Here is a 12,668-nt window from a genome sequence, read left to right on the forward strand (position 1 = left end):
TTTATTATAAATGGAATTGTAAAGAATGATTTTCATACAATATGTATTGACGATGTGATATTTTGTGGTAGATCCAAATTTCAAAAGGTTTTTATAGTAAAAAGTCCTATATATGGTAAAATTTTGATTTTAGATGACAAAGTTCAAAGTGCTCAAATTGATGAGTTTGTTTATCATGAAGCGTTAGTTCATCCTGCTATGGTAATACATCCAGAACCAAAAAGAGTAGCCATCCTGGGTGGTGGTGAGGGTGCTACTTTAAGAGAGGTATTAAAGCATCCTAGCGTTATAAAGGTTGATATGATTGAACTAGACGATCTTGTAGTTGAGATTAGTAAAAAATATTTATATGAATGGTGTAGAGATTCTTTTGAAGATCCAAGAACGAATCTCGTTATCCAAGATGCAAAAAATTTTATGCTTAATCTTAAGAAAAATAAATATTACGATGTGATTATAGTAGACTTAACAGATCCACTGGACGATAATCCTGCAAAATTTCTTTTTACAAAGGAGTTTATGGCTGTTTTAAAGAATAAACTTTCTGAGAAAGGAATTCTAGTATATCAAGCTGCTTCAGTTACTCCGTTCTTTGACAATGCTCATATAGCGGTAAACCACACGGCTAAAGAAGTTTTTAAAATTGTAAATTCTTACAGCGCTCATGTTCAATCATTTGATGAGACATGGGGTTTTGTTTGGGCATCAGATTATTTTAGCCCATTTGATGATTTTGAAAATATTGATAAAATTTTAACCAGTAGGAATATTGAAACAAAGTTTTATGACAAAGAAACCCATATGCATTGTTTTTCTCTTCCAAAATATCTTAGAACTCACTTGAAAGAAAGGGCGATTATTTTAAGCGATTCTTCACCACTACCTAAAAAGATAATAAGGAACTCAATTTGATGAAAAAAAGAGTAGTGATATTAGTTATTGGTGAAGATAAAGTGGGGATCGTTTATAATATTTCAAAAGTCTTATTTGAAAACAACATAAATATTGAAGACGTTACTCAAAAGGTTCTTGATACAAAGATTTTTACGATGACTATGTTAGTGGACATGTCTAAGTCAAAGATATCTATATCTGATTTAAGAAAAGAGTTTGAGGTTGTTTCAAAAGAAATTAATGTGAGAATAGACTTGCATCATGAAGATTTGTTTTATTCTATGCACAGGGTATAGACAATGTTAAATTCTAATTTGAGTATTGATGAAATTTTAGAAACATCTGAAATGCTCTACGATCAAATGCTTGATATTAGAACATTAACCATGGGCATAAGTTTGTTAAATCCAAAGTTAAATTCAAAATCTATTGATCAACTGTGTGATTTTTTATCTGGTCTGGGGAAAAGATTTATAGATGCCGCAAAGGAAATAGAAGAAGAATTAGGCGTGAGCATTGTAAACAAAAGAATCAGCATAACTCCAATTACTGTAGCCTTCCCAAGATTTGAACCAAAATTTTACGTTGAGTTTGCAAAAAAGTTAGATCAAACCTTGAAAGATATAAATATTGACTTTTTGGGTGGCTTTTCTGCCTTTATAACAAAGGGGATGTCACCTCAGGATAGGGCTCTTTTCTCTGCTCTTCCAGAGATTTTGTCATCTACGGAGCGAATCTGTTCTTCATGCGAAGCTGGTAATAGTAAATATGGTATCAATGTCTCATCAATCAAGGAAATTGCTACCATGCTTAGGGAAACTTCGATAGCAACACGAGAAAGTGATGGTGTAGGTTGTGCAAAATTTGTAGTATTTGCAAATGCTGTTAACGACAATCCATTTATGGCAGGTGCCTTTCATGGTATAGGTGAGATTGATCATTCTATAAACGTTGGTATTTCTGGTCCAGGTGTAATTAAAAATGTTATTGAAAGAAATAAGGATAGCGATATTTTAGAGTTAGCTGATCATATAAAGAGGGCATCTTTTAAAATAACGAGATTGGGAGAATTGGTTGGGAGGAAGGCGGCAAAAATTTTAGGTATCAGATTTGGTTCGGTGGACCTATCTCTTGCGCCAACTCCCAGAGAAAACGATAGTGTTGCGGGAGTCTTGGAGGCTATTGGTGTACCATGCGTGGGATATCCTGGTACTACAGGTGCCCTTGCTCTTTTAACTGATGCAGTTAAAAAGGGTGGAACTATGGCATCCTCTAGGGTGGGAGGTCTCAGTGGTGCTTTTATACCTGTTAGCGAGGATTTGGGAATGATTAGCGCTGTTAAAAATGGTTCTTTGTGTATAGAAAAGCTGGAAGCTATGACTGCTGTGTGCTCTGTGGGACTTGATATGATTGCTGTTCCTGGTACAACTAGCGTGGATACATTGTCTTCAATAATATTGGATGAGCTTTCTATAGGAGTTTTTACAAATAAGACTACGGGAGTTAGGATTATTCCTGTTCCAAACAAGAAAGCAGGAGATATGGCTTATTTTGGAGGTTTATTGGGTTATTCCCCAATTTTGCCAGTAAAAAATGTCAAAAAATCAAAACTTATTGAGCGTGGTGGCATGATTCCTGCACCAATTACATCGTTGAGAAATTAAATGAAAAGCGGTTTTGTAATATTCCTTGGCAAAACAAACGTAGGTAAAACCTCTCTAATTAATTGTTTAGTTGGAGAAAAGGTTGGAATTGTTTCTGATAAACCACAAACTACAAGGTTTAGGACTTCTTATGTAGAGAGTTCTGATGAATATCAGATAATTTACGTAGATTCTCCGGGCATCCATAGTTCAAAAAATTTACTTCATGAAAGGTTGAATAAGAAAGCTTTTGATTCACTTGATTCCTTTGAGATAATATTACATGTGATAAACCCAAAATTGGCATTTGATGAATTTGATATTGAGATTCAAAAGAGGATATCAGATAAAAGACCTAGATATTTGGTTGTAAATAAGATAGATTTGTTTAATGTTTCTGACTTGAAAATAGAAGAATCTATAAAAAACTTTTACGATCGAATTTTTTATACTTCTACTAAAAATTTTAGTGGTATTGGTGAACTTAAAGATGCTATTATTCATGATTTGAAAGAAGGACCCATGTGGTATCCAAAAGAGATGAAAACTGATATGTCAAAGGAGATGTTTGCATCTGAGATAATTAGAGAAAAGATACTTAATTTACTAAGACAAGAAGTTCCTCATGGTGTGTTTGTATTAATTGAAAAATTTGTTGACAAACAGGATTTCATTCTAATTGAGGCTAATATTATTGTTGAAAAGGAATCTCACAAACCAATTTTAATTGGTCACAAGGGTTCTATGATTAAAAACATTGGTATAGCTTCAAGATTAGAACTTGAAAAATTTTTTGGTAAAAAATGCACGTTGAAGCTTTTTGTTAGTATAGAGAAAAATTGGCGAAATAAAGACTCTTTTTTAAGAAGGGTTGGCTTGTGGTAATTTTACTTACAAATGATGATGGTATTCACTCTTATGGTATCCGAGATCTTTCAAAAGTTTTGTCTAAAGAGCATGAAATTTATATAGTTGCACCAGATAGAGAGAGATCTGCTACAAGTCATTCACTTACTCTCCACAAACCCCTTAGAGCTAAAGAGGTTGAGATATATGGTGCAAAAAAAGCTTGGGAAACCAATGGAACACCGAGTGATTGTGTAAAGTTGGGGGTATATGTCCTTTTATCAAAAAGACCAGATCTGTTAATCTCTGGTATAAACAGAGGGGCTAATCTTGGGACAGATGTTCTTTATTCTGGGACTGTGGCTGCCGCAATGGAAGGAGCCTTTTTGGGAATTCCTTCTATAGCTGTTTCGAACGTTAGCTTCGAAAAGAAGATTGATTTCACCCTTTCTGCAAATTTGACTTCAAGATTTATAAGCTCAGTTGAAAAGATTCTCGAGCCCGGCGTAATATTTAATGTAAATGTACCTGACTGTTTAGAAGAGGAAATAAAAGGGTTTAAACTTGTTAGTTTACAGCTAAGGAATTACAAAAATTTAATTGAAACAAGAGTAGACCCGAAAGGTGAGAAATATTATTGGCTTTATGGAGTTCCAGACGAAACTAGTTCAGATATCGATTCCGACATAAATGCAATAAAAAGAAAGTATGTATCTATTACTCCACTTCATTGGGACCTTACTAACATATCTTTATTAGAAAAAATAAAGAACTTAGGTATCTTTTAAAATAATTAAAATTGTTATACAATTTAACTAAAATATTTAGAATAGTTTGAAAAATAAAATAAAAAGGGGGTGAATATCCTGGAAGAGCTTTTGTTTAAGATTAGAAAATTTGGGTATTTTCTAAATACTTCAAAGTCAATTGATTTTTTTACTATTGCAGCCTTTTTATCTGAAATGCTTGAAAGTTCTATTTATATAGTTAGTAAAAATGGAAGCTTATCTGGATATGCAATTCTTTCTGGTTTTGAATGTCAGGCAAGAGATGAGCTTATTATTAAAGCTAATAGAATACCAGAGTATCTAAATTCTAAAATGCTTCTTTCTTCTGAGCCAGTAATAAATCAACCACAAAAGGGGAGTGATTGTATCTTTCTCAATGGAGTATCGTGTGTATATTGCAATAAATTTTATACCTGGATACCTGTTATATCTCATACCGAAAGATTGGGAACTTTGCTTGCTTCGAGATTTGTAAAGGAATTCTCTACTGAGGATATTATTATTCTCGAACATGCTTCTGCAGTAATAGGAATGGAGAAAATTAGACTTTCAAGCAAAGAAAGGGAGGAAGCAATAAGGAAAAGGACAACTGTTCAAGTTGCGCTTGCTTCGCTTTCTTTATCTGAAAGAGAAGCTGTTGAATCGGTTATGTCTGAATTGGGCGATCAAAATGAAGGTGTTCTAGTTACAAGCAAAATTGCAAAAAATTCAGGTATTACAAGGTCTGTGATAGTTAACGCTCTTAAAAAGATTGAGAGCGCAGGAGTTATAGATGTCCACTCGCTTGGTATGAGAGGTACTTATATTAAAGTGGTAAATAATTTCCTTAGAGAGGAGCTGAACAGTGGGGTTAAGCATACTCATATTCGAGAAATACTTAAAAAGAATTTGCTTTCTTAGTTTAGTTTCGTTTGTTTTACTTATTTTTAATGTAAATTTTGCTTTTGGGCAAAACACAAGTATGCCAGATAAAATAACCCAGATAGAAGTCGCTTTATATGGTTCTATTGCTAGTGGTTCTCTTACTGATAGAGTATCAAATTTGGAGTATACAATTTGGGGACAAAGGGATTACTCAGACTCTCTGGATGATAGGGTAAACAGAATTTACGATGCAGTTTTTGAATCTACGGATAAGAGAGCTGGTATTGCGTTAGATATGAATGCTCTTGAATATTCCTACTCTAATGAAGTAAGTTCAGGTCCTATTCTTGATAGGATTTCTAAATTGGAGAAGAAGGTTTATGGCACTAGTTATGATTCTTATAGTTTAACTGATAGATTAGATAGATTAAACAAAACTTTATTAAGTGGTAATGTAAAGCAGGTTAACGTTTCTGTTGACGCTGGAAAACTTATAAGATTTAGAATATTAAAAACAATAAGTAGTAAAGATAGCGTAGCAGGAGATATCATACCCTTGGCTGTTGATGAAACTGTGACTGAGAAAGGTGCAATAATCATACCCAAGGGTTCTTACGGGGAATTAAGAGTAGTGGAAGCAGAAAGGGCGAAGCATTATCTTGGTGGTGATGGGAAACTACAAGTGGAATTTAGATTTGTTACTTGTGCAGATGGAATAAATAGGCCTCTGGTTATTTCTAAAGAAGCTATTGAGAAAAATAAAAGTTTGCCATTAACAGTTGGAGTATCTGCTGCTGGATTAGTAATACTTGGACCTGTTGGTTTAATAACTGGGTTTTTTGTGCCTGGTCGGGATGTGGAGATTCCGAAAAATACTCTTTTTTACGCAAGTCTAAAGGATGATTCTCATATATGGGGATTTTTGCCTAATAACGGAAATAACGTAAATGCCAATCAATGACATTTTAAAAATTATTTCTACAAAAAGAGATAAATTGGCTCTTTCAAAAGATGATATTGCTTTTTTTGTTAGATCAGTAAAAGATAGATTAGTTGATGACTCGCAGATTTCAGCCTTTCTTATGGCTTGCTTTATAAATGGTTTAAGCAATGAAGAAGTATTATACTTAACCCAAGAACTTGCGAATTCTGGACATGTGTTGTCCTGGAAGGGGTCGATGAGCGTGGACAAGCATAGTACGGGGGGAGTGGGCGACAAAACCACTATAGCACTTTTACCAGTTCTTTCTGCATATGGTTTTCTTGTTCCGAAGATGGCTGGAAGAAGACTTGGATATACTGGGGGCACAATAGAAAAGATAGAGCTGATCCCTGGGTATAATGTAAAACTTTCTATGTCGGATTTCGTCAAACAGGTTGAAAAAATTGGTATAGGACTTATTTCTCAAACTGATGAGATTGCTCCTGTTGAAGGTATTTTTTATAGGATTAGAAATCATACTTCTACAGTAGAATCAAGCCAGCTAATTCTGAGCAGTATAGCAAGCAAAAAGTTAGCTGTTGGATCCAATTTTATTATTTTTGATATCAAATCCGGAGAAGGTTCATTGTTTTCAGATTTTAACGCTTCTAAAGCATTTGCAGAGGATATTTGCGCTATTATGAAAAAATTTAATAAAAAGGTCTCTTATATAATTTCAGATATGAATCAACCATTAGCTAAATGTGTGGGAAATAGATTAGAGTTGTGGGAAGCTTTAAGTTTTTTACATAACAGAAAGCCATCCTCTCTTGATAATCTTATTTATAACATATTTGCTAATTCTTATAAAGCTTATCATAATTTGTTTGATGAAGATAAAATTTCAAAAATTTATCAAAATTTATTTAATGAAGATAAAGTGATTCCAAAAGCTATTGAATGGATAAAAAATCAGGGTGGAGATCCAAAGTATGTTGAAAAACCTGATCGTCTTCTTGATGGGCTTGAAAAAACTGAGATTTTATCAATCAAATCAGGTTATGTCCAAAGCATGAATGTAAAAAAAATTGGCTGGTTAGGACATTATTTATCTGATAATTTAGATGGAGGAATGTCTATTATGGTTTCCATTGGGGATAAGGTCGAGAAGGGTGATGTTCTTGCGTACGTTTATGGAAGGGAAAATCTATGCTCAAAGGATTTTGATTTGATTAGTTTGATAAATATTAAAGATGTTGCTTGTCCTAAAAGAAAGTTGATTTTGGATTCAAGAATTTTATGAAAAAAGGACTTATTTTCACTCATAACAATTCTGATTTTGATGGAATTGCTTCTGCTTTTATATTACAAAAGATCTTTAATGCAAAGGTTGTAATGCCAGAAAGAGTTGAATTTCAAGTTGAAGCTTTTTTGCACTTGTATGAATATATTTTTCCTTTTGTTAAGTATGATGATATCTCTTTTGAAGAAATTGATTTTTTGGTTTTTGCTGATACCTCAAGTCCACAACGAATTGGGTCTTTTTTTGGTTCTTTGCCGAAGGATAGGGAACTTGAAGTGTATATTTTTGATCATCACTCTTTAGGTTATTTTCCCCCTAATTTTAAAATTATGAGATATCCTGACACTAGTGTGGGTTCGACTGTAACTTTGGTTTGGGAAGAGATAAAAAAAATGGGGGTTAAATATTCCGAGATAGAGGCTACGTTAATGCTCTTAGGCATTTATGAGGATACAGGGAGACTATTATATACTTCTACAACTTATAGAGATGCAAATGCAGTTGCTGATTTAATACAAAATGGAGCAAATTTAATGGTGGTATCTAGATTTTTGGAATCAGGAATGAATCCTTCTCAAAGACAATTGCTTGAATTCTTTTTGGATAATAGCTCAAAAGAATTTTATAATGGTGTTGAATACGTTTTAACGTATGCTGAATTAGATACAGAAGTTGAAGATGCAGCTCTTGTAGTTCACAAACTTAGAGATTTAATAGAATGTGAGAACGTATTTGCAGTTTTAAAAGTTAAAGATACAATCCATATAATAGCAAGAGGATTGGGAGATTATTTAAATGTCAGAAAAGTTTTAGAGAGATTTGGTGGCGGCGGACACAACGAGGCAGCAGCTGCTACCTTTAGGCTCAAAGAATCATTTGTCGAATTTTTAGAAAAACTGCGCATCGCTATTCAAAAGGAATGTAAGCCAAAGGTAAGAGTTAAAGATGTAATGACTTCTCCTGTAAGGGTACTTTCTCCTGAGACTTCTGTTGAAGAAGCTAGAAAGATCTTATTAAGATATGGCCATTCTGGTGTTCCAATTTTAAAGGGAGATGAGATAGTAGGAGTTCTTTCAAGAAAAGATATAGATAAGGCTACACAACATAAATTGGGACAGATTGAAGTACAAAGGATAATGTCAAGAAATGTAATAACAATAAACCAGGATGCTTCTCTTGATGAAGCACAGAAGCTAATGATTGAAAAGGAAATAGGAAGACTTCCTGTGGTTAATGATAAAGGTAAATTAATTGGATTAATAACAAGGACAGATATTTTAAGAGTTTGGCATGGCTTAAATGTAAAAAAGACTAAAGAATTTTCAACTAAAAGGGTTATCTTGGATTTAAATACAAGATTAGATCAGAAGGTAAAGGATTGTTTAAAGATTATTTCTGATGTTTCTGATAAACTTTCTTTAAAATCTTTTTTAGTTGGAGGATGTGTAAGGGATTTATTGTTGAATATTCGTTCTAACGATATGGATATAGTGGTCGAAGGGGATGCTACAAAACTTGCAGAAGAAGTTAATAAATATATTAATGGAAAATTTTTTTCTTATGAAAAATTTAAAACTGCAACTATTAAGGATAAAGATATAAAACTTGATTTTGCTTCTGCAAGAACAGAATTTTACAATTTTCCAGCTGCAAAACCATTAGTTGAATACTCAGATCTACACAATGATTTATATAGGAGAGATTTCTCTATTAATACCCTTGCTGTTTCTCTAAATGGTGATTCTTATGGTAAAATGATTGACTTCTTCGGGGGATATGAAGATTTAAAAATAAAAAGAATTAGAGTCTTACATCCACTTAGCTATGTGGAAGATCCGACTAGAGTTATAAGAGCAATTAGATTCGAATTTCAACTTGGATTTAAAATCGATAAGGCGGATGAAGAACTTATTAAAAATGCTATGGAATTAAAACTATTTAACGTAATATCTTTTGACGTTTTAAAAGAAGAATTAAAATTATTGTTTTCGCTAGATTGTTCTCCAGAGTTAATCATAATGCGAATGAAAGAATTAAACGTTTTTAAATTAATTCATCCTAAAATTCTCTTTAGTTTTAACTTAGCTAAATTGAAAGAATATTTTTTATGTCTTAAAACTGAAGGTTATGGATGTAATTTGAAAGAATGGTGGTTTTTATGCATTTTACCAATAATATATAATATACTTAAATCTGAAGACAGATTTTTTAGAAGAAAATGGAGGTTTACTAAAAAAGAAGTTCTATATATCGAAAAAATTAAGAATTTTTTAATTAAATTTTCAAGAAGAAAGAGTATGAATATTATGAAAGATTTTGAGCTATTTGAAGCATTAGAACAAATTCCTAATGAAATTTTTTGCTTTTTAAAAATTTTGGAAGAAAAGCCATTAAGTGATTATATTTCATGGTTTGAAAAGAATAAAGATATTTTCAAACCAATAACTAAAGGAGAAGAGCTTTCAAATAGGGGTGATATTAAACCGGCTCTAATTGGAGAAATACTAAAAAATTTAAAGAAAGAAAGATTTCTTGGTCATATTAGCACATATGAGGATGAAGTTAATTTCGTTAATGATTTCATAAATAAAAAGGGTTGAGGTGATTTATGTTTGATATTGTTGGGATAATTTTAGCTATACCTGCAGTAATAATAGCTCTAACTATACATGAATTTGCGCACGCTTATGTAGCATACAAATATGGTGATTACACTCCAAAAATAAATGGTAGGTTGACACTTAATCCTGTAGCTCATATAGATCCATTGGGCTTTATAGCGCTTTTACTTATAAGATTTGGTTGGGCTAAGCCTGTTCCTGTTAATTATAATATTTTATCGAGAAAAAAGGGTGCAATGGAAATGACTGCTCTGGCTGGTTCTTTAGCTAACTTTGGTCTGGCTTTAATTGCTGCACGGATTTTAATTGGTTTTTATCAGTTTATTTCGGTATATGATCCTCTTGTGGCCTTTTTTCAATTGCTTATTTTTTTAAATATTAGTTTAGGAGTTTTTAATTTGATACCTATTCCACCTCTAGATGGTTATACAGTTTTTAGAAAATTTTTCCCATACGAAATAAGGCGAACGATTGAAATGTATGAATATTATGGTCAATTTGTTCTTATAATATTCCTTCTGCTTGGTGGAGCAAAAATTTTAATACCGATTGTACAATTTATATTTAATTTAATGGTTTTTGCATAAGTTTGAAAAAGTTTCTTCTTGATATTAGAAGATTTTTTTATACAGTTCTTTATTCGTTCAAAGAGCCATCTTATGGTATCCTGTTAAGTGAATTGAATAAGAAAGAAAGAGATTTATTCTTTTCTATGCCAAGGGAAGATAGGATTCATTCTTTTCTCTTGTTAAGGGATTATAAACCTGATACTGATGATGATAAATTAATTTATGTGCAGAAAAGAGTTATAATTTTTCATGACATTGGTAAAAGGTTTGAAAGGCCATCGCTAATTAAAAGAATTTTAAGATCTTTGAGGTTTACCTTTTTCAAAAATGATAAAGTTTACTTCGATCATGCTTTGCTAGGATCAGATATATTAAAGTCAGAAGGTTTTTCTGATGAGATAGTAGATATTGTAAGAAGACATCATACTAAATCGGCAGATGTAATGTTTTTAAAAAAGTTAGAAGGATAAAAAGGATAAAGAGGAGGTTTTATTTTGAGAGAAACGATTTTTAGTGGAATGAGACCTACAGGGAGTTTGCACATAGGACATTATTTAGGGGTTTTAGAAAATTGGAAAGTTCTGCAGGAACAATATAAATGCTTTTTTGGCATAGTTGATTGGCATGCCTTGACTACAAAATGGCAAAATTCAGCTGATTTAAAGGCTTATATTGAGGAGATGCTTGCAGAATGGTTGGCTTGTGGAATAGATCCGAAAAAGTCTACCATTATTTTACAATCTTTAGTTCCAGAACATATTCACTTACATATGGTGCTTTCTATGCTAACTCCTGTTTCGTGGCTTGAAAGGAATCCTACGGTAAAAGAACAGGCAAGGGAGCTTGGTATTGAAGATCAGCTTACATATGGACATCTTGGATATCCAGTACTTATGGCAGCAGATATATTAATTTACAAGTCTAAAAAGGTTCCCGTTGGTATAGATCAGATTCCCCATCTTGAAATGACGAGGGAAATTGCAAGAAGGTTCAACTTTTATTATAAAGAAATATTTCCAGAACCTGAAGCACTGCTAGCTGAGTTCCCAAAGTTATTAGGGGTAGATGGTAGAAAGATGAGTAAATCTTACAATAATGCGATATATCTGAAAGATGATGAAAAAAGTGTAAATGAAAAGGTCACTTCAATGATTACTGATCCTGAGAGAATTAAAAGAACAGATCCCGGACATCCTGATGTTTGTAATGTATTTTCTTATTATGGAATTTTGTTTAAATCTGAACTTACAGAAGTGAGGGAAAGATGCGAAAAAGCTCAGATAGGTTGTGTAGATTGTAAAAAACAGCTTGCAAAAAAGATAAACGATCTAATAGAACCAATTAGAAATCAAAGGAATTTTTATTTATTGAATAAAGATATCCTTTGGGATATTTTAAAAACAGGATCTAAAAACGCATCTGATTATTGCAGAAGCACAATAAGAGAAGTTTACGACGCTATGAAATTAAATTACCCAATATAAAAATGTTAATAGATCATATCAATATTTCATATTTAGATGACCTATTGTATCAGATAGAAAGAATAAGAGGAATTGTAGAAGAGAAAAATTTTGAAAATCCATATCAAATAATCAGTGAAATCAAATTCATTTTTGAGGGATTGGATAATGTATTTCTTAAAAACGATAAATCAGGGCGAGACTTAGTAAAAATTAATACTAGTAATAATAACAGTTGGAATTGGGTGTCAGACTGGTTTTTATCATTAAGGGCTAATTTACCACTCCAAAGGAAATATAAAAATGATGGAATCTCTTACAAACCTGAAGTTCTAAAGAAAATTATGATAAAATTCATAGATAGAATAGAAAAAAATAGTGCTAGAAAGTATAATATAAAAAAATATATTCCTTTAAGTTGTTTTATTGATGAAGTGAAGGCTTTAATTTTTAAGGGGTTTAATCAATTTGATTTATTTTTATTGAGATTTGAAGAGAGGGTAGGGTTTTTTTTAGCGTTTCTTGAACTTTATAGAAATAATATTATAGACTTGAAACAGAAGAATAATTTTATTATTTTTAAAGATGAAAGATTATAAGAAAATTATTGAAGCTATAATTTTTTTGAATATAAAACCTACTAAAGTAGAAAATATCTCGAAATTATTGGAAATAGAACCGAATGAAGTTAAAAATTTAATAGCACAGTTAAATGATGATTATAAGGAAAGAAGTTTTAAGATATACTGTAATTC

Annotated in this window: 14 protein-coding genes; all 14 read left to right on the forward strand. The window is 32.0% G+C overall.

The window, feature by feature from the left end:
* A partial coding sequence (gene speE, locus ACWIUX_RS07595) for a polyamine aminopropyltransferase (RefSeq protein WP_448590127.1) occupies positions 1–912 on the forward strand: 912 nt, incomplete at its 5' end.
* Positions 912–1,190 carry an ACT domain-containing protein gene (locus ACWIUX_RS07600; protein ID WP_448590128.1) on the forward strand — a complete coding sequence of 93 codons (279 nt, stop codon included), beginning with the start codon at positions 912–914 and terminating at the stop codon, positions 1,188–1,190. The genes speE and ACWIUX_RS07600, both read left to right, overlap by 1 nt.
* A 3-nt stretch (positions 1,191–1,193) precedes the next feature.
* Entirely contained in the window at positions 1,194–2,558 is a 1,365-nt protein-coding gene (locus ACWIUX_RS07605) for a DUF711 family protein (RefSeq protein WP_448590129.1), read from the forward strand.
* Positions 2,559–3,422: a GTPase Era gene (era, locus tag ACWIUX_RS07610; RefSeq protein ID WP_448590130.1), complete on the forward strand. Its 864-nt coding sequence runs from the start codon at positions 2,559–2,561 to the stop codon at positions 3,420–3,422. It abuts the gene before it with no gap.
* Positions 3,416–4,171: a 5'/3'-nucleotidase SurE gene (gene surE / locus ACWIUX_RS07615; protein ID WP_448590131.1), complete on the forward strand. Its 756-nt coding sequence runs from the start codon at positions 3,416–3,418 to the stop codon at positions 4,169–4,171. Before era ends, surE begins: the two co-directional genes overlap by 7 nt.
* A gap of 90 nt (positions 4,172–4,261) precedes the next feature.
* Positions 4,262–5,071: a GTP-sensing pleiotropic transcriptional regulator CodY gene (locus ACWIUX_RS07620; RefSeq protein WP_448590132.1), complete on the forward strand. Its 810-nt coding sequence runs from the start codon at positions 4,262–4,264 to the stop codon at positions 5,069–5,071.
* Positions 5,016–5,996, forward strand: a complete 981-nt coding sequence (locus ACWIUX_RS07625; RefSeq protein WP_448590133.1) for a hypothetical protein — start codon at positions 5,016–5,018, stop codon at positions 5,994–5,996. Before ACWIUX_RS07620 ends, ACWIUX_RS07625 begins: the two co-directional genes overlap by 56 nt.
* Entirely contained in the window at positions 5,983–7,260 is a 1,278-nt protein-coding gene (locus tag ACWIUX_RS07630; RefSeq protein ID WP_448590134.1) for a thymidine phosphorylase, read from the forward strand. The genes ACWIUX_RS07625 and ACWIUX_RS07630 overlap by 14 nt, the downstream gene beginning before the upstream one ends.
* Entirely contained in the window at positions 7,257–9,860 is a 2,604-nt protein-coding gene (locus ACWIUX_RS07635) for a CBS domain-containing protein (RefSeq protein WP_448590135.1), read from the forward strand. Before ACWIUX_RS07630 ends, ACWIUX_RS07635 begins: the two co-directional genes overlap by 4 nt.
* A gap of 8 nt (positions 9,861–9,868) precedes the next feature.
* Entirely contained in the window at positions 9,869–10,468 is a 600-nt protein-coding gene (locus tag ACWIUX_RS07640) for a site-2 protease family protein (RefSeq protein WP_448590136.1), read from the forward strand.
* Between the two features lie 2 nt (positions 10,469–10,470).
* Positions 10,471–10,920, forward strand: coding sequence for an HDIG domain-containing metalloprotein (locus tag ACWIUX_RS07645; protein WP_448590137.1), 450 nt, complete (start codon positions 10,471–10,473; stop codon positions 10,918–10,920).
* A 24-nt stretch (positions 10,921–10,944) separates the two neighbouring features.
* Positions 10,945–11,934 (forward strand): tryptophan--tRNA ligase, encoded by a 990-nt coding sequence (trpS, locus tag ACWIUX_RS07650; RefSeq protein WP_448590138.1) that lies wholly within the window; start codon positions 10,945–10,947, stop codon positions 11,932–11,934.
* Between the two features lie 44 nt (positions 11,935–11,978).
* Positions 11,979–12,512 (forward strand): hypothetical protein, encoded by a 534-nt coding sequence (locus ACWIUX_RS07655; RefSeq protein WP_448590139.1) that lies wholly within the window; start codon positions 11,979–11,981, stop codon positions 12,510–12,512.
* The coding region (locus ACWIUX_RS07660) for an SMC-Scp complex subunit ScpB (protein WP_448590140.1) at positions 12,499–12,668 on the forward strand (170 nt) is incomplete at its 3' end. The genes ACWIUX_RS07655 and ACWIUX_RS07660, both read left to right, overlap by 14 nt.

This window comes from Thermodesulfobium sp. (genome assembly GCF_053498235.1).